The following is a 21,579-nucleotide window of genomic DNA, read 5'->3' as shown; positions in this document are numbered from 1 at the left end:
TTTTCGTTATAATTAGGGAAGTGTCATCGTCTTACTATAAATTTATGGTAAAATAAACGATAAAAGATTGAGTACATAGAGTGGGTGAATAGATTGAAGCTACTAGTGAAAGCACCAGCAAAGATTAATCTGTCGTTAGATGTACTGGGAAAAAGACAAGACGGATATCATGAAGTGAAAATGATTATGACAACAATTGATTTAGCGGATCGTTTAGAACTAATGGAATTAGCAGAAGACCGTATTGAAATTTTATCCCATAATCGGTATGTCCCAGACGACCAAAGAAATCTGGCTTATCAAGCAGCGAAATTATTAAAAGAGAAGTTTAATGTGAAAAAGGGTGTATCTATTACTATTGAAAAAACGATTCCAGTAGCAGCTGGATTAGCGGGTGGAAGTAGTGATGCAGCAGCGACATTACGTGGTCTTAATAAATTATGGAATTTAGGGCTTACAATTGATCAGTTAGCAGAGCTTGGCTCAGAAATTGGGTCAGACGTATCGTTTTGCGTATATGGTGGGACAGCAATTGCCACTGGAAGAGGGGAGCAGATTGAGCACATAAAAACTCCACCTTCTTGTTGGGTTATTTTAGCAAAACCCCATATTGGTGTATCTACTGCTGATGTGTATGGAAATTTAAAGTTAAATCGAGTTACACATCCAAATGTAGATAAAATGGTGGATGTCATAAACGCTGGAGACTACAAAGGGATTTGCGATACTGTTGGTAACGTTTTAGAAGATGTAACGTTTGCGATGCATCCTGAAGTTGCACGTATTAAAGCACAAATGAAGCGATTTGGAGCAGATGCTGTATTAATGAGTGGAAGTGGTCCAACTGTATTCGGCCTAGTGCACCATGATTCGCGAATGCATCGTATATATAACGGATTAAAAGGATTTTGTGAACAAGTATACGCAGTACGTTTATTAGGAGAGCGAGAAACGCTTGAATAAAGACGTATAATACGTTATGATTTGTTTAGAATATTCGTGATTTGAGGTGAGAGTATGAAAATTAGACGAAGTACAAGATTAGTCGATATGACTTATTACTTGTTACAAAACCCTCGTCAGCTAGTTTCTCTCACTTTTTTTGCTGAAAGGTATCAATCAGCTAAGTCTTCTATTAGTGAAGATTTAGTTATTATTAAGCAAACGTTTGAACAACAAGGGGTCGGCACATTGCAAACGATACCAGGAGCAGCAGGAGGAGTGAAATATATACCATATATAAGTGAGGAAGAGGCAGATCTAATTATTGGTGAGCTGTGTAGCTTATTCGAAAATCCAGATCGTATTTTGCCTGGTGGTTACTTATATATGACAGATCTTTTAAGTAATCCTCGTCATATTAATGGCGCAGGTCGTTTGTTTGCTTCTGTTTTTGCTAGGCAACCAATTGATGCAGTTATGACGGTGGCAACGAAGGGGATTCCACTTGCATATGCAGTGGCGAACTACTTAGATGTACCGGTAGTGATTGCAAGAAAAGATAATAAGGTAACAGAAGGCCCCACTGTTAGTATTAACTATGTATCAGGTTCTTCTAAGCGAATTCAAACAATGACGTTAGCGAAGCGTAGCCTTCCAGAAGGATCCAATGTTTTAATTATTGATGACTTCATGAAAGCTGGCGGAACAATTCAAGGTATGATGAGTATGTTAGAAGAGTTTAAGGCTAATCTTGTTGGTATTGGTGTATTAGTAGAGTCCACGGATATTGAAGAAAGACTAATTAATAACTTTGTATCATTGATTCGTCTATCAGAAGTTGATGTGAAAGAAAAAGCGATTCAAGTGGAAAAGGGAAATTATTCACTGGCACCATTTGATGAAGGGCTCGTAGAGGCTGAGTAAAAGATAAAGCAAATAGCTTTATCTTTTTTTATTCTATTTATAAATTATAAAATAGATGGACAAACTGCTTTTCGTGCACTATTTTTAAAGAGTAAAAATAAATAATAAAAGGGTGAAAAGTATGAAAGTTGTTCAAACAAACAATGCACCACAAGCGATTGGACCATATTCACAAGGGATTATTGTAAATAATATGTTTTATAGTTCAGGACAAATTCCGTTAACTGCAAGTGGAGAGCTTGTAGCAGGAGACGTAACAGTACAAACAGAGCAAGTATTTCAAAATTTACAAGCAGTATTAGAAGAAGCAGGTGCTTCATTTGATACGGTAGTAAAAACAACAGTATTCTTAAAAGACATGGATGATTTTAATGCTGTTAATGAAGTATATGGATCTTATTTCTCTGCTCATAAGCCAGCTCGTTCTTGCGTACAAGTAGCAAAATTACCGAAAGATGTTTCAGTTGAAATTGAAGTAATTGCCCTAGTTAAGTAATTCTTTGTAAGCGATAACCTCCACTAATCTCTATATTCAATTACACTAAAAATTTTTATCTTAAAAATTTTTAAAAAATTAAAGGGAAAATAGAAATTTTGTGGAATTTATACAAATATATCGCTTATTTAGAAAAGGGTGGTGAACACAAGATGGAAGTGACTGACGTAAGATTACGCCGCGTAAACACAGAAGGCCGCATGAGAGCAATTGCCTCTATTACTCTAGACCATGAATTTGTTGTTCATGATATTCGTGTAATTGATGGTAATAATGGATTATTTGTAGCAATGCCAAGTAAACGTACTCCAGATGGAGAATTCCGTGACATTGCACATCCAATTAATTCTGGTACACGCTCTAAAATTCAAGATGCGGTTTTAACAGAGTATCATCGTTTAGGCGAGTTAGAAGAGGTTGAGTTTGAAGAAGCGGGCGCTTCGTAAAATTCGAATGAAAAGGGCTTTTTAAAGGAAGCCCTATAATTTTGCAACAAACTCCTGTAAGCATTTACAGGGGTTTGTTTTTTTGTGTTTATACATATATATCGTTTAGAAAATTCCGAATTAAATAAAATAAAGAGGGAAACTTCTAATTTTTTCAAAATCATTTTAAATAGTATAGCTTATTTCTTAAAAAAGATACTAAAGAGTAAAACATCTTATAAGAATTATGGTAAAATTTAATAGTTAAAATGTGTTTCTTGAAATATATGATGATTTAGGATAATATCGTTAATGGATAAATAGGTTGCGATGGAGGGTCTATATGTCAAACAGATTTGCAGTGATTCTAGCGGCAGGTAAAGGCACACGTATGAAGTCTAAGCTATACAAGGTGCTTCATCCTGTATGTGGAAAACCTATGGTACAACATGTTGTCGATCAAGTATCTCAATTAGGATTGCAGAAACTTGTAACAGTCGTAGGACATGGTGCTGAAATGGTACAAGAACAGCTAGGAAACGTAAGTGAGTTTGCATTACAAGCAGAACAACTTGGTACAGCGCATGCTGTAGATCAAGCTGCAAGTGTACTTGCAAACGAAGAAGGAACAACTTTAGTTATTTGTGGTGATACACCGCTAATAACTGCTGAAACGATGGAAGCATTACTTCAGCAACATAAAGAAGCAGGGGCAATGGCAACGGTATTAACAGCTTACATAGAAGAACCTGCTGGATATGGTCGTATCGTTCGTAATGAGAATGGTCATGTTGAAAAGATTGTTGAGCATAAGGATGCAAATGAGAAAGAATTAGCTATTAAAGAAATCAATACAGGTACGTATTGTTTTGATAATAAAGCTTTATTCGCTTCACTTTCTAAAGTTTCAAATGATAACGTACAAGGTGAATATTACCTGCCAGATGTTATTGAAATTTTAAAAAATGAAGGTCATATTGTATCAGCTTATCAAACAGAGCACTTCGATGAAACGTTAGGTGTTAACGACAGAGTCGCTCTATCGCAAGCGGAAATTATTATGAAAAACCGTATCAACCGAAAGAACATGGTAAATGGTGTTACTATTATTGATCCAAGTAACACGTATATTTCTGCTGATGCAATTATCGGTAGTGATACAGTTCTTCATCCAGGAACAATTATTGAGGGGAACACTGTAATTGGTTCTGATTGTGAGATTGGACCGCATACAGTAATTCGCGATAGTGAAATTGGAGATCGTACAACAATTCGTCAATCTACTGTACATGATAGTAAGCTTGGTACAGAAGTATCGGTTGGCCCATTTGCACATATTCGCCCAGATTCAGTTATTGGAGATGAAGTACGCGTTGGAAACTTCGTGGAAATCAAAAAAACTGTTTTTGGTAATAGAAGTAAAGCTTCACACTTAAGTTATATCGGGGATGCACAAGTTGGAGAAGACGTGAATCTTGGTTGTGGTTCAATTACGGTGAACTATGACGGTAAGAATAAATTCAAAACTGTGATTGGTAACGGGGTATTTATTGGATGTAATTCAAACCTTGTTGCTCCTGTAACAGTTGAAGACGGTGCTTATGTGGCAGCAGGCTCTACAATTACAGAGAATGTTCCATCAAAAGCATTATCTGTAGCACGTGCACGTCAAGTTAACAAAGAAGACTATGTTGATCAATTGCTGAATAAGAAAAAATCATAATGTGGAGGGTTAATCTAGATGTCGACTCAATATCTAAATTCTAATTTGAAAGTATTCTCTTTAAACTCTAATAAGGAACTTGCTGAGCAAATTGCAAAGCACATTGGAGTAGGACTAGGAAAATGTTCTGTTGATCGTTTTAGTGATGGAGAAGTTCAAATTAACATTGAAGAAAGTATCCGTGGTTGCGATGTATTCATTATTCAATCTACAAGCTTCCCAGTAAACGAACATATCATGGAATTACTTATTATGATCGATGCATTAAAGCGTGCATCTGCAAAAACAATTAATATTGTTATTCCTTACTATGGTTATGCGCGTCAAGACCGTAAAGCGCGTTCTCGTGAACCAATTACATCGAAACTTGTAGCAAACTTGCTTGAAACAGCAGGTGCAACTCGTGTAATCACTCTAGATTTACATGCTCCACAAATTCAAGGGTTCTTTGATATCCCAATCGACCACCTAATGGGTGTACCGATTCTTTCAGATTACTTTGAAACAAAAGGTCTTAAAGATATCGTAATCGTGTCACCTGACCACGGTGGAGTAACTCGTGCTAGAAAAATGGCAGATCGCCTAAAAGCACCAATCGCTATTATTGATAAGCGTCGCCCTCGTCCGAACGTATCTGAGGTAATGAACATTATCGGTAATATTGAAGGTAAAACGGCAATTTTAATTGATGACATCATTGATACAGCTGGTACAATTACATTAGCAGCAAACGCTCTTGTTGAGAACGGTGCTTCTGAAGTATATGCTTGCTGTACACACCCAGTATTATCTGGTCCAGCAATTGAGCGTATCCAAAACTCAAATATTAAAGAGTTAGTTGTAACGAACTCTATCGTATTACCAGAAGAGAAGAAAATCGACAAAGTACATGAACTTTCAGTTGCTCCACTAATCGGAGAAGCAATCATTCGTGTATACGAAGAAGAATCTGTAAGTGTATTATTCAATTAATTGGATAGAATGAGACGTAACCAAGATTGGTTACGTCTTTTCGTATCGAAAAAAGAAAGTAGTGGTACAAGAATGAAATTGATAGTAGGACTTGGGAACCCGGGTAGAGAATATGAATTAACAAGGCATAATATTGGATTTATGGCGATTGATGAACTTGCAAAGCGTTGGAATATTTCTTTGAACGAACAAAAGTTTAAAGGAGTATTTGGTGCAGGATTTGTTAATGGAGAAAAAGTAATCTTATTAAAGCCACTTACATATATGAATTTATCTGGGGAAAGTATTCGTCCGCTAATGGATTACTATAAAATTGATGTAGAGGACTTCGTTGTTCTGTACGATGATTTAGACATTCCTGTAGGTAAATTACGTCTTCGTATGAAAGGCAGTGCTGGTGGACATAATGGTGTGAAATCAACAATTTCACATTTAGGAACACAAGAGTTTCAACGTATCCGCATGGGAATCGATCGTCCGAAAAATGGAATGAAGGTAGTAGATTACGTATTAGGACGTTTTACATCGGAAGAAATTCCTGATGTAAATCATTCTATTGAAAAAGCAGCAGATGCATGTGAAGAGTGGTTAAATAAACCTTTTCTTCAAATTATGAATACTTTCAATAGTTAAGGGTACAATTGGGAATATTTTATTTTGTTTTTACCCATACTAGCAGTAATTGGATTTTTAGGAGGCTAGTATGGAAGGGTATTATTATTGCAGACATTGCGGGAGTAATGTAGGCTCCGTTACCGCAGAAAAAGTATATAGCGACGTTTTATTTCAACTAACAGAGCAAGAAGTAGTAGAGATGATTCATTTTCATGAGAATGGAAATATATATATAAAAACGATTTGTGAATTGTGTCAAGAAACGCTCGCATCTTATCCTGAGTATTATGAATATGAAAAATTTCTGCAATAAAATGTTGTCGCTTTGGCATGTCCAAAGCATTTTTCTGTTTTCTTTTTCCGAAATATTTGCATAAAATATAGTGGCTTGCTCTTTATGTTGAGAGGGGTTTTGAAAATGATAGGTTTATTAGAGCAATTTTATAAAAATGAAGAGATCCAATCGGTCATTAATGGATTAGAAGATGGTTTAAAAGAGCAACTTGTATCAGGTATGGCAACCTCTTCTCGTTCGTTATTAATGGCGGCCTTATATAAAAAAACAAAAAAATCACAACTTATTGTGACGCATAATTTATATCAAGCACAAAAAGTACATGAAGATTTAGTGGCGTTACTTGGTGAAAAGGATGTATGGCTATATCCAGTAAATGAATTGATAGCATCAGAACTTGGTGTTGCAAGCCCAGAATTGAAGGCGCAACGTATTGAAGTGTTAAATCGCTTAGCTGCAGGAGAACATGGGATTATTGTAGCACCAGTTGCAGGACTACGCAGATTTTTACCAATGAAAGAGTTGTGGAAGCAAAGGCAAATCGAAATCAATCTAGGGCAAGAGATTGATTTAGATACATTCTTGCATACTTTACATCATATCGGCTATGAGCGTAAGTCTATGGTAGAAGCTCCTGGAGAATTTAGTTTACGCGGGGGAATATTAGATATTTATCCACTAACTGAAGAGCTACCATTTCGTATTGAATTTTTCGATACAGAAGTTGATTCTATTCGATTATTTGATGTGGATGAACAGCGCTCTCAAGATAAAAAAGAAAGTGTTAGATTTGGTCCAGCAACAGAGTTTTTATTTTCGCAGGAAGAATTGAAATCGGGAATTAAGCATCTTGAAGAAGGTCTGACTAAGACGATGCAAAAACTTTCCGATGATAAGTTGAAGACTACAGTGCTTGAGACGGTAAGTCATGAAATTGAGATGTTAAAAAACGGGCAAAGTATAGAACAGATGTTTAAATATTTATCTATTTTCTATAACGAACCTGCTAGTCTGATAGATTATTTACCAGAAGATGGTGTTGTGATTTTAGATGAGATTTCACGTATTCAAGAAACAGCATCACATCTTGAAACAGAAGAGGCGGAATGGTATATATCCCTTCTTGGTGAGGGAACAATTATTCAAGATTTAACTTTCTCTCATTCGTTTGAAGAATTTCTTCATCATAAAAAAAGAAGCTTTGTATATTTAACGTTATTCTTACGTCATATAGCACATACACATCCACAAAACATTGTGAATGTGACATGTAAAACAATGCAAGATTTCCATGGGCAGATGCAGTTGTTGAAAACTGAAATTGATAGATGGAACGAAGGGCATTTTACGACTGTTGTGCTAGGTACAGATGATGAACGTGTGAAAAAACTACAACATATTTTAAGTGATTATGATATTGAGGCAGATATTGTAGAGGGCACAGATATATTGTTGCCTGGAAGGTTACAAATTGCTGTAGGTGATTTGCATGCAGGATTTGAAATGCCGATGCAAAAGCTTGTTGTCATTACTGAAAAAGAGCTTTTTCATAAGAAAGTTAAAAAATCACAACGTAAGCAAAAGTTATCGAATGCTGAACGTATTAAAAGTTATTCGGAATTAAAAGTTGGGGATTATGTAGTTCATGTAAATCATGGTATAGGTAAATTCTTAGGTATTGAGACATTAGAGATTAACGGTGTTCATAAAGATTATCTAAACATTAAATATCAAGGTAATGATAAGTTATACGTTCCAATTGAACAAATTGACCAAGTGCAAAAATATGTAGGATCTGAAGGTAAGGATCCGAAAGTTTATAAACTGGGTGGAAATGATTGGAAGAAGGTCAAAACGAAAGTTGAAAAATCTGTACAAGACATTGCGGATGACCTAATTAAACTATATGCTGAGCGCGAAGCTTCAAAGGGTTATGCATATACACCAGATACAGCAGAACAGCAAGAATTTGAGTCGTCTTTCCCGTATCAAGAGACAGAGGATCAATTGCGTTCTATTGAAGAGATTAAAAAGGATATGGAACGCGGACGTCCAATGGATAGGCTTCTTTGTGGTGATGTAGGATATGGAAAGACGGAAGTAGCTATTCGTGCGGCGTTTAAAGCAATTATGGATGAAAAACAAGTTGCAATTTTAGTGCCGACAACGATCCTTGCACAACAACACTATGAAACAATTCGAGAGCGTTTTCAAGATTATCCAATCAATATAGGGTTATTAAGTAGATTCCGTACGAGAAAGCAGCAAAATGAAACCATTAAAGGTTTAAAAGATGGCACGGTAGATATTGTAATCGGAACGCATCGTATTTTATCTAAAGATGTTACTTATAAAGATTTAGGTCTTCTCATTATTGATGAAGAACAAAGATTTGGCGTAACGCATAAAGAAAAAATTAAACAATTAAAAGCAAATGTTGACGTATTAACATTAACGGCAACTCCGATTCCACGTACGCTTCATATGTCTATGCTTGGTGTGCGTGATTTATCTGTTATTGAGACGCCGCCGGAAAATCGTTTCCCAGTTCAAACATATGTAGTAGAGTATAATCCAGCGTTAATGCGAGAAGCGATAGAACGCGAGCTTGCAAGAGGTGGGCAAGTTTACTTCCTATATAATCGTGTGGAGGATATTGAACGAAAAGCAGATGAAATTTCGATGTTGGTTCCAGATGCGCGTGTAACTTATGCGCACGGTAAAATGAACGAGAGTGAATTAGAGTCTGTTATGCTATCGTTTTTAGAAGGACAGCATGATGTTCTTGTAAGTACAACGATTATTGAGACGGGTGTAGATATTCCAAATGTAAATACATTAATTGTATTTGATGCAGATCGTATGGGATTATCGCAGTTGTATCAGCTTCGTGGGCGTGTTGGACGTTCTAATCGTGTTGCATATGCTTACTTTGCATATAAACGGGATAAAGTGTTATCAGAAGTTGCGGAGAAGCGTCTGCAAGCCATTAAGGAGTTCACAGAGCTTGGGTCCGGTTTCAAAATTGCGATGCGAGATTTATCAATTCGTGGTGCAGGTAACTTGTTAGGAGCCGAACAACATGGATTTATTGATTCTGTCGGATTTGATTTATATTCTCAAATGTTAAAAGATGCAATTGAACAGCGTAGAGGAACAGACGGAGTTGAAAACACAGTTAATGTCGAAATTGATTTAGAAGTAGATGCATATTTACCAGATGCTTATATTTCGGATAGTAAACAAAAAATTATGATGTATAAACAATTTAGAGGCGTTTCTGCAATTGAAGATATTGAAGAGTTGCAGGAAGAGATGATAGATAGATTTGGTGATTACCCGCAAGAAGTTGGTTACTTATTGCAAATTGCAAATATTAAAGTATTGGCAATGAAAGAACAAATTGAATTAATTAAGCAAAATAAATTTGAAGTAACAATTCTGTTCTCAGAACAAGCGAGTCAAAATATTGATGGCGGAAAATTATTCATGCTCGGAAATAGTTTTGGACGAATGATCGGTCTAGGAATGGAAGGATCACAATTGAAAATCGTCATGAAAACAAATGGCTTAGAGACATCGAAGTGGTTAACAATTGCTGAAAATTTATTAAAAGGCTTGCCAGATGTAAAAAAAGAAGTCATAAATGCCTAATATAAGATAAAAAAATGCAATTCGGCGTGCATAGAAGAACTAATGTGTAAAATACTATGTCTAACAGTTGGTGATTTTTACATGAACAGGTAAATTCACCACTTTCATCATCAGTAGAAAGTGAGGCAGCATTAGAATGAAAGCAACTGGAATCGTACGTCGAATTGATGATTTAGGTAGGGTAGTAATCCCAAAGGAAATTCGTAGAACTTTACGTATTCGAGAAGGGGACCCATTAGAAATATTTGTTGATCGCGATGGAGAAGTAATTTTGAAGAAATATTCTCCAATTAGCGAACTAGGTGATTTTGCAAAAGAATATGCAGAAGCTTTATATGATAGCTTAGGACATAATGTGCTTGTATGCGATCGGGATTCCATTATCGCGGTATCAGGCGTATCAAAAAAAGAATACTTAAATAAAAGCGTTGGCGATCTAATTGAAAAAACGATGGAAGAAAGAAAGTCTGTTATTATGACGGACGAAAGTGATATTTCCATTATTGATGGTGTAACAGAAAAGGTTCATTCTTATACAGTTGGACCGATTGTTGCAAATGGAGACCCGATTGGGGCTGTCATTATTTTTTCAAAAGAAGCGATTATAAGCGAAATAGAGCACAAGGCGGTCAATACTGCTGCCAGTTTCTTAGCGAAACAAATGGAACAGTAAAGGTGTATGATTTTAGAAGTAGCAATCTTTCCTAATTATGATATTTCTTCTTGAGAAATCAATTATTTGGAGATATATGTATATTGAATGAAGGTAGCGCTTTGCTACCTTTTTTCATTGAATATTTCTGGCGTTGCACGAACGTATTCTTACTCGTGTAGGTAAGGAAGCTTGTCCTTTTCTTTATGATATAATACGAGGGGTGAGAATAGAAAAAGGAGTTTTCTTGTATGGAATCGAAGAAGTATCAAGCCTTTTGGCGTGGGGCTATTATATTAACAATCGCAAGTTTTGTTACAAAGGTATTAAGCGCTTTTTACCGTATTCCATATCAAAATATAGCGGGTGATATTGGTTTTTATATTTACCAACAAATTTATCCGTTTTATGGATTTTGTTTAATTTTAGCTACTTATGGGTTCCCCATTATAATTTCAAAAATGGTTGCGGAACGATTAGAACGAGGGAAAAAACAAGAAGCAGAAGAAATTATTTGTGTATCTTTTTGGTTTTTATTAGGGATTGGTTTCATAGGATTTTTTACATTGTTCTTTGGTGCCGAAGCAATTGCGACAGCTATGGGCGATATACACTTAGATAAGCTATTACGTGTTATTTCCTTTTCATTCATATTGATGCCATTTTTATCTGTAGCAAGAGGGTATTTCCAGGGGTTCAATAATATGATGCCAACAGCTGTTTCGCAAGTGATAGAACAAACGATTCGTGTTTCTATTATTGTATTTTTATCTCTATTCCTAATTGCTCACGAATTTGATTTATATACAGTTGGTGCAGGTGCTATGCTAGGTTCAATCGCGGGTGGACTGATTGGGATTATCGTACTTGTACTTTATATGCGTCATGACTTTCGTTCTATATTCTTCAAAAGTGTAAAGAGGATTAGAGGGAAAAAGAAGATTATTAAAATCCTGTTTTGGCAGGGGTTAGCGATTTGTGTTAGTAACTTAGTGCTTATTTTTATACAAATGGCTGATTCTGTTTCTTTCTATTCTTTACTTATTGGAGCTGGAGAGCCGGCTGAAAGTGCAAAGGTGTTAAAAGGTGTTTATGACAGAAGTATCCCGCTTATGCAATTAGGTACTGTCGTGACAACTTCCTTCTCGTTGTCGCTTGTTCCAATTATTACAGCAGCGAAGGAAAGAGGAGATCTTACCTTTATTCGAGAAAAGGTAAGGTTAGCGATGAAAATAACATTTGTTATCGGATTTGCAGCGGCCATTGGATTAACTTGTATTATCCAGCCTACGAATATTATGTTGTTTGAAAATAGTGATGGGTCAGATGTTTTATCCATTTTATCTTTATCTATTTTATTTAGTTCATTGTCGATTACAACTGCTTCTATTTTGCAAGGGTTAGGACAAACATTAAAACCAGCAATATTCGTTATATGTGGCGGTTGTTTAAAGTTAGCTTTAAATTATATATTAATGCCGTATTTTAGTGTGAAGGGAGCTGCAATTGCGACGCTAGTTGCGTTAATTGTAATTTCTATACTAAATAGTGTATTACTTATGCGAGCTGTATCTGAATCGCTTATCGACAAACGGAATATGTTAGGTATAGTTATTAGTGGTATCGGTATGGGATTTGTACTAATAATGTTTATGCGTGTATTGCAAATGTCTGGATTAGTAATGGATACAAGTCATAGAGGTGTTGCAACACTTGAGGCGTTGTTAGGCGTAGCCATCGGCGGATTGGCATATATGTTTTTCATTTTAAAATTACGTGTATTTACAAAAGCAGAAATAGGAACCGTTATGAAAAAAGAGAAAAAAGAAGGTTCATTGAAGAAGAGTGGATAGAGGTGACAGGTTGTGAGTGGAATCATTACTATTTTAGGATTAGGTGCTGGTGAATTAGATCAGTTAACGATGGGTGTATATAGAAAAATAAAAGAAGCAGATCACATGTTTGTTAGAACGAAGGAACATCCCGTTATAGAGGAGTTAGAGAAAGAAGGTATACAATATACTGCTTTTGACAATGTATATGAAGCACATGATACATTTGAAATTGTATATGAAACAATTGCGAATACATTGCTAGAACAAGCTGAAGGCGCAGAAATTATCTATGCTGTCCCAGGGCACCCGCTTGTAGCGGAAAGAACGGTTCAGCTACTGTTGGAAAAAGGCGAAGTAGCGAATGTTGAAGTGCGAATTGAAGGTGGACAAAGTTTCCTTGACCCTATGTTTGCAAGTCTAAAGATTGATCCGATTGAAGGATTCCAATTAATTGACGCCACATCATTTGAAAGAGGGCAATTAGAATTACGTCAACATTTAATCTTTTGCCAAGTATATGATGCATTCGTTGCATCTGATGTGAAATTAACATTAATGGAGATGCTGCCAGATGATTATGAAGTGTATATCGTAACAGCTGCAGGGACTTCATTTGAGCAAGTAAAAAAGGTGCCGTTGTACATGTTAGATCATGAAACGGAGTTGAATAATTTAACGAGTGTGTACATACCACCAGTTCAGGAACGTGCATCCTTGTATCAACAGTTTGATGTGCTTAGAGAAATTATTGCAGATCTTCGTGGCCCGAATGGCTGTCCATGGGATAAAAAGCAAACACATCAATCTTTAAAGAAATATTTAATTGAGGAAGCTTATGAAGTATTAGAAGCAATTGATGAAGAGGATGATGATCACTTAGTAGAAGAACTGGGTGATGTATTATTACAAGTTATGCTTCATGCCCAAATCGGAGAGGACGAAGGTTGGTTCTCTATAGATGATATTATTCGAACTTTATCTGAGAAAATGGTTCGTCGTCATCCGCATGTATTTGGGAATACGGATGTAAATAATGCCGATGAAGTAATTGCCAATTGGGAAGAAATTAAAAAACAAGAAAAAGGGTTTGTAAAAGAATCTGTTTTAAATGGGGTTCCAAAAAGTTTGCCGCAGTTACTACGCGCTTATGAAATCCAGAAAAAAGCTGGTAAGGTTGGTTTCGATTGGGTTGATGTACAGCCGATGATAGAGAAAGCCTTAGAAGAATGGCAAGAGTTCCAACAAGAAGTTACAAACATGGATGAGGCGAAGATGTTAAGTGAATTTGGCGATTTATTATTCGCATTTGTTAATATAGCTCGTCATTATAAAATAGATCCAGAAGAAGCGTTACGTTCAACGAATGAGAAATTCGTCGGTCGTTTTTTATACATGGAAGCAAAGGTAGCTGAAATGAATAAAGAGATGCAAGATTTATCATTAGAGCAGTTAGATGTTTTATGGGAAGAGGCAAAACAGACAGAGCGTTAATAGGGGGATTTAATATGCGTCTAGATAAGTTTTTAAAAGTATCACGTTTAATTAAAAGAAGAACATTGGCGAAAGAAGTAGCTGATCAAGGAAGAATATCCATTAATGGTCAAGTGGCAAAAGCGAGTTCGGATGTGAAAGTAGCTGATGAACTAACAATTCGTTTTGGTCAAAAAATAGTAACTGTAAAAATAAACGAATTGAAAGAAACGACTAAAAAAGAAGATGCAGCAAATATGTATAGCTTAGTTCGTGAAGAAAAAGTAAAGGCTGAAGAAGGCTTGTTCTAAAATCGATTATCCTTTCATACATTACTATTAGCTAGTATAAATGTATGGGGGGATTTACGTGAATAATGGTTACTCACCTATGTCTTCTAATCAACAAAATGTTTCTGTAGAGCATGATATTATTATGCGTGGCAGGCGTGTAATTGATATTACCGGTGTAAAGCAGGTAGAGAGTTTTGATAGTGAAGAGTTTTTACTTGAGACCGTAATGGGCTTTTTAACAATTCGTGGTCAAAATTTGCAAATGAAAAATTTAGATGTAGAAAAAGGTGTTGTATCGATTAAAGGGAAAGTTCATGAGATGCTGTATATTGATGAGAATCAAGGGGAGAAAACTAAAGGTTTCTTTAGTAAGTTGTTTAAATGAGTCTAACAATTCAGTTGTATACGATGCTCTCAATGATCGGAATGGGTGCTTGGATTGGAGCGTCTTTAGATACATACCAACGATTTTTAAAACGTCAAGAACGTAAGCGTTGGATTGTATTTATACATGATATACTATTTTGGATTGTCCAAGCATTATTCGTTTTTTACGTATTACTTCTTGTAAATGAAGCTGAACTACGTATATATGTATTTTTAGCATTATTATGTGGTTTTGCGGCATATCAAAGCATGTTGAAAGCAATATACATGAGACTGTTAAATTTTCTCATCTATATTTTTGTGCAAACAACACACTTTTTTGTTCAAATTATACAGCTACTCATGATAAAACCTGTTATTATTATAGCGCAGCTATTTATTGCATTTATATTATTCTTATTTCGTATACTGCTTTCAATTGGACATGTGTTATGGAAAATGGTGATTTGGATATTACTTTTCATATGGAAAGTTTTTTTCTGGCCTGTTCGATTTATTGCTTCGCTCATATGGAAACTTCTCCCTAATCGTGTTAAACTTTTTATAATGAAGCATGTAGGGTTCCTGCAATATATAGCAAAATTGAAGGGACATATCTTCCAATTATGGGAGCGTATAAAAAAGAAGTTAGGGGGACCTCGGAAATGAGGGAACTGAGACAAAGAACAATCGAAAAACAGAGTCCAAATCCTGTTAAAGAGCATATAATACAAACGGATGAGAACAGGAAGCGACTTTATCGCCGTTTAGCGGTTTTTCTTGTCTTTGCTTTTACAATTATTGCGAGTATTAGTGTAACGTTTTATCAACAAAACAGTTCCATTAAAGCAAAAGAAGCAAAAGTTAAGGACATGAAAAAAGAACTGGATTCATTAACGAACAAAGAAAAAAGTCTAAAAGACGAAGTTCAAAAGTTAAATGATGAAGAGTACGTATTAAAGATTGCTAGAAGGGATTATTTCTTCTCTGGAAAAGGGGAGATAATTTTTCCTGTTTCTAAGTAGAGTATGTCTTATTGACACTATATTTTAGGATTATATATAATAAAGTAAAATTTGACTTTTTAACCACTAAGGAGGAGCATTTTTTTTATGTCAATCGAGGTAGGCAGCAAGTTACAGGGTAAAGTAACAGGTATTACAAATTTTGGGGCTTTTGTGGAGCTGCCAGAAGGCTTAACGGGTCTTGTTCATATTAGTGAAGTTGCTGATAATTATGTGAAAGATATTAACGATCACTTAAAAGTGGGCGACCAAGTAGAAGTAAAAGTTATTAACGTTGAAAAAGATGGTAAGATTGGTCTATCTATTAAAAAAGCGAAAGAGCGTGAAAAAACAGAAGGAGATCGTCCACGTGGTGAATACCAACGCGGTGGTGATCAACAACGTTCTGGACGTCCACAACGTAATCGTTCTTTCAACAGAGATAACCGTGGTGGCGGTAACGACCGTGCTCCAAAAGAAACATTCGAGCAAAAGATGGCACGTTTCTTAAAGGATAGCGAAGATCGTTTAACTTCTTTAAAGCGTAACACTGAATCTAAACGTGGTGGCCGTGGCGCACGTCGCGGATAATAAGAACGTTTAATTCTTAGAATATAGAGAGGTGCCCAGGGCGATTGCTCAGGGTGCTTTTTTATATGTGAAAATATATTTTTAAAAAAGTTTTCAAGATGTGTTGACTTTAAATTATATCTGAGGTAAGATACTAATTGTCCGTTAAATAAGACGACATGGCGGTGTAGCTCAGCTGGCTAGAGCGTACGGTTCATACCCGTGAGGTCGGGGGTTCGATCCCCTCCGCCGCTATATTTAATTTAACGGCCCGTTGGTCAAGTGGTTAAGACACCGCCCTTTCACGGCGGTAACACGGGTTCGAATCCCGTACGGGTCATCTAAAAAGATCATGCAAATGCGCATGATCTTTTTTTGTTAAATAAATTAAGACATACAACACTTCTACAAAATCACCCTATATTTTCTGAATGTTCGATTAAAATATTAAAAATAAAATACATACTGTGTATATATGTAGAGTTATTTCGAATAAAAAGTCGAACGATTATAAAAGTGAAAACTGTTGTTTTGACAAAAATCCCAATAATCATCTTTTATAATGACAGTAATTAAACTATGCAGGTGGTGTTAAAAATATGCCTAAAGCAGGAAGGAATACTATGAATACAAGTGCATTGGCAATGAATGAAGGTCAGCTTGGAGGAGTAAAGTGGACGAGTAAGTTGCGAATGAAGTTTGAGCAAGTTTTCTTTAGATGGGGATTCATTATTGTTGTTATTGGTTTTCTTTTGGGACGAGCATATATATTAACAAACATTTTACCGTTTGCACTACCGTTTTTTGCTGCTGTTTATGTTATGAAGCGGGATAAAATGCCGCTCGCATTCTTGGCCCTAATGGGGGGCGCACTTTCAGTTTCGATAGATAATTTATTCTTTACCTTTGCATCTATTTTTACTTTCTTCATTTATAATATCTTCTTTAGTCGGTTTACACGTAAAACTGTTGGACTTGTACCATTCCAAGTATTTATCTCCGCATTAACTGCACATTTAGTTGTCGTATATTTTGCACAACAAACTGTTACCATGTACGATTTACTCGTTAGTACGATTGAGGCAGGGCTTAGCTTCGTATTAACTATGATATTTTTACAAAGTGTCCCGCTTTTAGTAGAAAGAAAAGGGAAACAACAAGCGTTAGAGACAGAAGAAATTGTTTGTTTAATTATATTACTAGCATCTGTTTTAACTGGTACAACAGATTGGTTCATATATGACGCTTCTATTCAACATATTTTTACTAGGTATTTAGTGCTTGTGTTTGCGTTTATCGCAGGAGCGGCTACAGGATCTACAGTAGGGGTCGTCACTGGGTTAATATTAAGCTTAGCAAATGTCTCTAGTTTGTCCCAACTTAGTCTGCTTGCCTTTTCTGGATTGCTTGGTGGTTTGTTAAAAGAAGGGAAACGCTTAGGTGTTAGTTTAGGTTTATTAATTGGGACAAGCTTGATTACGCTATATGTAGACAAGCAAACAAACATTGTGACAACTTTAATTGAATCTGGTGTGGCGATTGCTTTCTTTTTATTAACACCGAAACTTGTTATGGATCGTATTGCTAAATTTATGCCAGGCACACAGGAGCATTCGCAAGATCAACAACAGTATTTAAGAAGAATGCGTGATGTTACAGCGAATAAAATCAATCAATTTGCCAATGTATTTGCTGCTTTATCTAATAGCTTTTCTGTATATGGATATGTGGAGGAGGAAGATAAAGAGACGGAGGCAGATTTGTTCTTAAGTACAATTACTGCAAAAACATGTCAAACATGCTTTAAAAAGGACCAATGCTGGGTAGTTAATTTCGATAAAACGTATGATTATATGAAACAAATAATGAGTGAAACGGAAGAAGGAACTCTGCAGCATAATCGGAAGTTAGTTCGTGAATGGGACAAGCATTGCGTAAGAGGCAAGAAAGTGACGGATTTAGTAGCGGGTGAATTAGATCACTTCTATGAGGGACAAAAATTACGAAAACAAATGAAAGAAAATCGTAGAATAGTAGCGGAGCAATTGTTAGGTGTATCAAAAGTTATGGAGGATTTTGCTAAGGAGATACAAAGAGAAAGAGAAAATCATCAAGTACAGGAAGAACAGATTCTGCAAGCGTTTCGTGATTTTGGTGTAGAAATAGAGCATGTTGATATTTATTGTTTAGATAGAGGAAGTATTGATATTGAAATGTTGATTCCAGTTGCATCTAATGAACATGGAGAGTGTGAAAAATTAGTTGCACCAATGCTTTCTGATATCCTGAAGGAAAACATAGTTGTGAAACATGAAGAAAAATCTTCTTATCCGAATGGGCACAGTTTAATATCATTTGGTTCAGCAAAAACGTATTCCCTTGATACCGGCTTGGCCACAGCCGCGAAAGGCGGTGGGTTTGTTTCGGGTGATTCTTATGCGATGATGGATTTAAGTGTTGGGAAATATGCCCTTGCAATTAGTGATGGTATGGGAAATGGGCAAAGAGCTCATATGGAGAGTAAAGAAACAGTGAAATTATTACAAAAAATACTTCAGTCAGGCATTGATGAGGAGATAGCGATTAAATCTATTAACTCTATTCTCTCTTTAAGAACAACAGAAGAGATGTTTACGACATTAGACTTAGCTATGGTAGATTTGCGGGATGCGAGTGCGAAGTTTTTAAAGATTGGATCGACGCCGAGTTTTGTTAAACGCGCAAATAATATTTTGAAAATTGAAGCAAGTAATTTACCAATGGGAATTATCGAGGATGTTGAAGTTGATGTAGTGGGTGAGCAATTAAAAACAGGTGATATTCTTATTATGATGAGTGATGGGATTTTTGAGGGCGCGCAGCATGTGGAGAATCACGAGTTATGGATGAAGCGGAAAATTAAAGAGTTACAAACTGAAGATCCGCAAGAAATTGCTGATATCATTATGGAAGAGGTGATTCGATCTGGCGATGGTTATATAAATGATGATATGACTATTGTAGTAGCGAAAGTGAAGAAAAATATGCCGAAGTGGGCTACCATTCCAATTGTAGGAATGCAAGCGCAATAAAGTGAAACTTGAAGTGTAATGTTTCTTTCTAAAAACCTAGGTGAATACCTAGGTTTTTTTGCTTTAAAAGATAATGTTATTATTTTTGTGAATATATACGGATGATGTAAGATAAAAATGTAATTTTTGTATATCTTTTTTTTGCACAATGTTTGTAAAAGTTGTACCATTATAAACAAGGTAACTAACGTTGCTGTTCTTGTTTAATGAAAGGTGATTACGAAGTTGAAAGATACATTTGTTGAAAAGGTAGATGACTTTGTAAAGCAGCATGATGTATTAAAGGAACGCTCAACAATTGTTGTAGGGGTTTCTGGTGGTCCTGACTCTTTGGCTCTGCTATATTATTTGTTAGAAAAAAGAGCGGCAAAACAGTTTGAAATTGTAGTGGCGCATGTGGATCACATGTTTAGAGGTGATGAATCTCATGAGGACCTACAGTTTGTGCAGGACCTTTGTAAAGGACTGGGAGTTATTTGCGAAACGATAAGAATTAATGTGTCGCAATATCAACAGCAATACGGGATGAATGCACAGGTTGCTGCTAGGGAATGCAGATATGCATTTTTGGAAAGAATAATGAAGAAATATGATGCGAGATATGTAGCCCTTGGACATCATGGTGATGACCAAGTAGAGACGATTTTAATGCGTCTTGTACGAGGGAGTACTCCGAAAGGATATGCAGGAATTGCAGTGAAGCGTCCTTTTCATAATGGATATTTAATTAGGCCGTTACTTGGAGTAACAAAGGAAGAAATTGTTGATTACTGTAATAAGCTGAAAATAATTCCTCGTATAGATCCAAGTAATAAAAAGGAAGTATATACAAGGAATCGATTACGTAAATACGTTCTTCCTCATTTGAAAGAAGAAAACCCACAAGTGCATGAGAAATTCCAAAAATTTAGCATGCAGATGCAAGAGGATGAGGCGTATTTGCAGGAATTAGCTTTTGAGAAAATGAATAAAGTAATTACAAAAAAAAGTGATAAACAAATTAGCTTATCAATTCCTGCCTTTGAATCCATGTCTATGCCTTTACAAAGAAGAGGGATTCAACTAATATTAAACTATCTTTATGAATATAAGATTCCATCTTCTCTTTCCTCTATACATATTGACAAAGTGATTGAGTTTTTTAAGCGGACACAGCCTTCGGGTTCACTTGATTTCCCAGGTGATTTGAAAATTGTTCGCGCATACGAGGAGTGTAGCTTTGGATTTAAACAAGAAATTGTTTCTCCTTTCTTACAAGATTTATCAGTGCCCGGGACAATTACGCTATCGAACGGGGATAAACTTGTAACAGAGGTGAGCGAAGATATACCAAGTGACATGAATGAAACAGTATTTGTTGCTAAGTATAATGATATATCATATCCACTTCGTATTCGGTCTAGAAAAAATGGAGATCGCATGTCAATACAAGGTATGAATGGCACCAAAAAGATAAAAGCTATTTTTATCGAAGCAAAAGTACCGAGAGAAAAAAGAGAAGAATGGCCGGTCGTTTGTGATGCAAGTGGGAATGTTATTTGGTTACCCTTGTTGAAGCGATCTGCATTTGCTATCTCGAAAGAGGCAGCAAAGAAGGATAAATATATGATTATTCACTACAAAAGCAAGGAGTCTTCCGGGAGGATAATGAAATGATGAATCAAGATATCGAAAAAGTATTAATTTCTGAAGAGCAAATACAAGAAAAGGTGCTCGAATTAGGCGCAATTATTGCAGAGGACTATAAAAACACAGTACCTCTTGCGATTGGTGTACTAAAGGGTGCAATGCCATTTATGGCAGATTTATTAAAGAGAACAGATACATATCTTGAAATGGATTTTATGGCTGTATCTAGTTACGGTCACTCAACTGTTTCAACAGGCGAAGTGAAAATTTTAAAAGACCTTGATACTTCTGTAGAAGGTCGCGATATTTTAATCGTTGAAGATATTATTGATAGCGGTCTTACACTAAGTTACTTAGTAGACCTATTTAAATATCGTAAAGCGAAGTCTGTAAAAATCGTTACGTTATTAGATAAACCAACAGGCCGTAAGGTAGATTTGAAAGCGGATTATGTTGGATTTACTGTACCGCATGAATTTGTTGTAGGATATGGATTAGATTATAAAGAGCAGTACCGTAATCTTCCTTATGTAGGAGTATTAAAACCAAGCGTTTACTCAAATTAATTAAATACAGGCGTCACAATTGTATAGGAAAGTTTTTCTATGTTACGATTTACTATAGTGTTTATGCCGTGAGAGGA

General features: G+C 35.9%; 20 protein-coding genes and 2 tRNA genes. All 22 read left to right on the top strand.

Going from position 1 to position 21,579, the window contains the following annotated elements:
• The first annotated feature begins 93 nt into the window (after window positions 1–93).
• Window positions 94–963 carry a 4-(cytidine 5'-diphospho)-2-C-methyl-D-erythritol kinase gene (gene ispE / locus ACTFNE_RS26815; RefSeq protein WP_141108658.1) on the top strand — a complete coding sequence of 290 codons (870 nt, stop codon included), beginning with the start codon at window positions 94–96 and terminating at the stop codon, window positions 961–963.
• A gap of 54 nt (window positions 964–1,017) precedes the next feature.
• A complete protein-coding gene (gene purR, locus ACTFNE_RS26810) occupies window positions 1,018–1,866 on the top strand; it encodes a pur operon repressor (protein ID WP_000702471.1) in 849 nt (282 codons plus the stop codon).
• A 121-nt stretch (window positions 1,867–1,987) separates the two neighbouring features.
• On the top strand, window positions 1,988–2,362 hold the full coding sequence (locus ACTFNE_RS26805; protein WP_000869808.1) for a RidA family protein: 375 nt from the start codon (window positions 1,988–1,990) through the stop codon (window positions 2,360–2,362).
• Between the two features lie 152 nt (window positions 2,363–2,514).
• A complete protein-coding gene (gene spoVG / locus ACTFNE_RS26800) occupies window positions 2,515–2,808 on the top strand; it encodes a septation regulator SpoVG (protein WP_000454041.1) in 294 nt (97 codons plus the stop codon).
• Window positions 2,809–3,130: 322 nt separating this feature from the next.
• The gene (gene glmU / locus ACTFNE_RS26795; RefSeq protein ID WP_000071036.1) at window positions 3,131–4,510 is read left to right on the top strand and encodes a bifunctional UDP-N-acetylglucosamine diphosphorylase/glucosamine-1-phosphate N-acetyltransferase GlmU; all 1,380 of its coding nucleotides are present in this window, start codon (window positions 3,131–3,133) and stop codon (window positions 4,508–4,510) included.
• Window positions 4,511–4,528: 18 nt separating this feature from the next.
• Window positions 4,529–5,482, top strand: coding sequence for a ribose-phosphate diphosphokinase (locus ACTFNE_RS26790; RefSeq protein ID WP_000107420.1), 954 nt, complete (start codon window positions 4,529–4,531; stop codon window positions 5,480–5,482).
• Window positions 5,483–5,554: 72 nt separating this feature from the next.
• Window positions 5,555–6,115, top strand: a complete 561-nt coding sequence (gene pth / locus ACTFNE_RS26785) for an aminoacyl-tRNA hydrolase (RefSeq protein WP_001979768.1) — start codon at window positions 5,555–5,557, stop codon at window positions 6,113–6,115.
• A gap of 70 nt (window positions 6,116–6,185) precedes the next feature.
• Window positions 6,186–6,410, top strand: a complete 225-nt coding sequence (locus ACTFNE_RS26780) for an anti-sigma-F factor Fin (protein WP_000399440.1) — start codon at window positions 6,186–6,188, stop codon at window positions 6,408–6,410.
• Between the two features lie 105 nt (window positions 6,411–6,515).
• Complete coding sequence (gene mfd / locus ACTFNE_RS26775) at window positions 6,516–10,046, top strand: transcription-repair coupling factor (protein ID WP_000579713.1); 3,531 nt, start codon at window positions 6,516–6,518, stop codon at window positions 10,044–10,046.
• Window positions 10,047–10,182: 136 nt separating this feature from the next.
• Window positions 10,183–10,719: a stage V sporulation protein T gene (spoVT, locus tag ACTFNE_RS26770; RefSeq protein WP_000648306.1), complete on the top strand. Its 537-nt coding sequence runs from the start codon at window positions 10,183–10,185 to the stop codon at window positions 10,717–10,719.
• A gap of 230 nt (window positions 10,720–10,949) precedes the next feature.
• A complete protein-coding gene (locus tag ACTFNE_RS26765; protein WP_046199541.1) occupies window positions 10,950–12,551 on the top strand; it encodes a putative polysaccharide biosynthesis protein in 1,602 nt (533 codons plus the stop codon).
• Window positions 12,552–12,563: 12 nt separating this feature from the next.
• On the top strand, window positions 12,564–14,024 hold the full coding sequence (gene mazG, locus ACTFNE_RS26760) for a nucleoside triphosphate pyrophosphohydrolase (protein ID WP_046199542.1): 1,461 nt from the start codon (window positions 12,564–12,566) through the stop codon (window positions 14,022–14,024).
• 14 nt (window positions 14,025–14,038) lie between these two features.
• Window positions 14,039–14,314 (top strand): RNA-binding S4 domain-containing protein, encoded by a 276-nt coding sequence (locus tag ACTFNE_RS26755; RefSeq protein WP_001234876.1) that lies wholly within the window; start codon window positions 14,039–14,041, stop codon window positions 14,312–14,314.
• 58 nt (window positions 14,315–14,372) lie between these two features.
• The gene (gene yabP / locus ACTFNE_RS26750; protein ID WP_001059101.1) at window positions 14,373–14,681 is read left to right on the top strand and encodes a sporulation protein YabP; all 309 of its coding nucleotides are present in this window, start codon (window positions 14,373–14,375) and stop codon (window positions 14,679–14,681) included.
• On the top strand, window positions 14,678–15,331 hold the full coding sequence (gene yabQ, locus ACTFNE_RS26745; RefSeq protein ID WP_000059762.1) for a spore cortex biosynthesis protein YabQ: 654 nt from the start codon (window positions 14,678–14,680) through the stop codon (window positions 15,329–15,331). The genes yabP and yabQ overlap by 4 nt, the downstream gene beginning before the upstream one ends.
• The gene (gene divIC / locus ACTFNE_RS26740) at window positions 15,328–15,687 is read left to right on the top strand and encodes a cell division protein DivIC (RefSeq protein WP_001208736.1); all 360 of its coding nucleotides are present in this window, start codon (window positions 15,328–15,330) and stop codon (window positions 15,685–15,687) included. Before yabQ ends, divIC begins: the two co-directional genes overlap by 4 nt.
• Window positions 15,688–15,774: 87 nt before the next feature.
• Window positions 15,775–16,257, top strand: a complete 483-nt coding sequence (locus ACTFNE_RS26735) for a S1 domain-containing RNA-binding protein (protein ID WP_000021452.1) — start codon at window positions 15,775–15,777, stop codon at window positions 16,255–16,257.
• A 160-nt stretch (window positions 16,258–16,417) separates the two neighbouring features.
• Window positions 16,418–16,491, top strand: a tRNA-Met gene (locus ACTFNE_RS26730).
• 13 nt (window positions 16,492–16,504) lie between these two features.
• Window positions 16,505–16,576, top strand: a tRNA-Glu gene (locus ACTFNE_RS26725).
• A 259-nt stretch (window positions 16,577–16,835) separates the two neighbouring features.
• Window positions 16,836–19,307 (top strand): stage II sporulation protein E, encoded by a 2,472-nt coding sequence (gene spoIIE, locus ACTFNE_RS26720; RefSeq protein WP_001123528.1) that lies wholly within the window; start codon window positions 16,836–16,838, stop codon window positions 19,305–19,307.
• A 225-nt stretch (window positions 19,308–19,532) separates the two neighbouring features.
• Window positions 19,533–20,963 carry a tRNA lysidine(34) synthetase TilS gene (gene tilS, locus ACTFNE_RS26715; protein ID WP_046199543.1) on the top strand — a complete coding sequence of 477 codons (1,431 nt, stop codon included), beginning with the start codon at window positions 19,533–19,535 and terminating at the stop codon, window positions 20,961–20,963.
• On the top strand, window positions 20,960–21,502 hold the full coding sequence (gene hpt / locus ACTFNE_RS26710) for a hypoxanthine phosphoribosyltransferase (protein ID WP_000981838.1): 543 nt from the start codon (window positions 20,960–20,962) through the stop codon (window positions 21,500–21,502). The genes tilS and hpt overlap by 4 nt, the downstream gene beginning before the upstream one ends.
• Window positions 21,503–21,579: the final 77 nt, after the last annotated feature.

The organism is Bacillus cereus group sp. MYBKT111-2 (assembly GCF_051915205.1).
In the GTDB taxonomy this organism is placed as follows: Bacteria; Bacillota; Bacilli; order Bacillales; family Bacillaceae_G; genus Bacillus_A; species Bacillus_A paranthracis.
This window is presented reverse-complemented; position numbering and strand designations above follow the sequence as displayed.

Coding starts and splice junctions, on each gene's coding strand:
- purR (WP_000702471.1), top strand. CDS start 1,018: ATGAAAATTAGACGAAGTACAAGATTAGTCGATATGACTTATTACTTG.
- ACTFNE_RS26805 (WP_000869808.1), top strand. CDS start 1,988: ATGAAAGTTGTTCAAACAAACAATGCACCACAAGCGATTGGACCATAT.
- spoVG (WP_000454041.1), top strand. CDS start 2,515: ATGGAAGTGACTGACGTAAGATTACGCCGCGTAAACACAGAAGGCCGC.
- glmU (WP_000071036.1), top strand. CDS start 3,131: ATGTCAAACAGATTTGCAGTGATTCTAGCGGCAGGTAAAGGCACACGT.
- ACTFNE_RS26790 (WP_000107420.1), top strand. CDS start 4,529: ATGTCGACTCAATATCTAAATTCTAATTTGAAAGTATTCTCTTTAAAC.
- pth (WP_001979768.1), top strand. CDS start 5,555: ATGAAATTGATAGTAGGACTTGGGAACCCGGGTAGAGAATATGAATTA.
- ACTFNE_RS26780 (WP_000399440.1), top strand. CDS start 6,186: ATGGAAGGGTATTATTATTGCAGACATTGCGGGAGTAATGTAGGCTCC.
- mfd (WP_000579713.1), top strand. CDS start 6,516: ATGATAGGTTTATTAGAGCAATTTTATAAAAATGAAGAGATCCAATCG.
- spoVT (WP_000648306.1), top strand. CDS start 10,183: ATGAAAGCAACTGGAATCGTACGTCGAATTGATGATTTAGGTAGGGTA.
- ACTFNE_RS26765 (WP_046199541.1), top strand. CDS start 10,950: ATGGAATCGAAGAAGTATCAAGCCTTTTGGCGTGGGGCTATTATATTA.
- ACTFNE_RS26755 (WP_001234876.1), top strand. CDS start 14,039: ATGCGTCTAGATAAGTTTTTAAAAGTATCACGTTTAATTAAAAGAAGA.
- yabQ (WP_000059762.1), top strand. CDS start 14,678: ATGAGTCTAACAATTCAGTTGTATACGATGCTCTCAATGATCGGAATG.
- divIC (WP_001208736.1), top strand. CDS start 15,328: ATGAGGGAACTGAGACAAAGAACAATCGAAAAACAGAGTCCAAATCCT.
- ACTFNE_RS26735 (WP_000021452.1), top strand. CDS start 15,775: ATGTCAATCGAGGTAGGCAGCAAGTTACAGGGTAAAGTAACAGGTATT.
- spoIIE (WP_001123528.1), top strand. CDS start 16,836: ATGCCTAAAGCAGGAAGGAATACTATGAATACAAGTGCATTGGCAATG.
- hpt (WP_000981838.1), top strand. CDS start 20,960: ATGATGAATCAAGATATCGAAAAAGTATTAATTTCTGAAGAGCAAATA.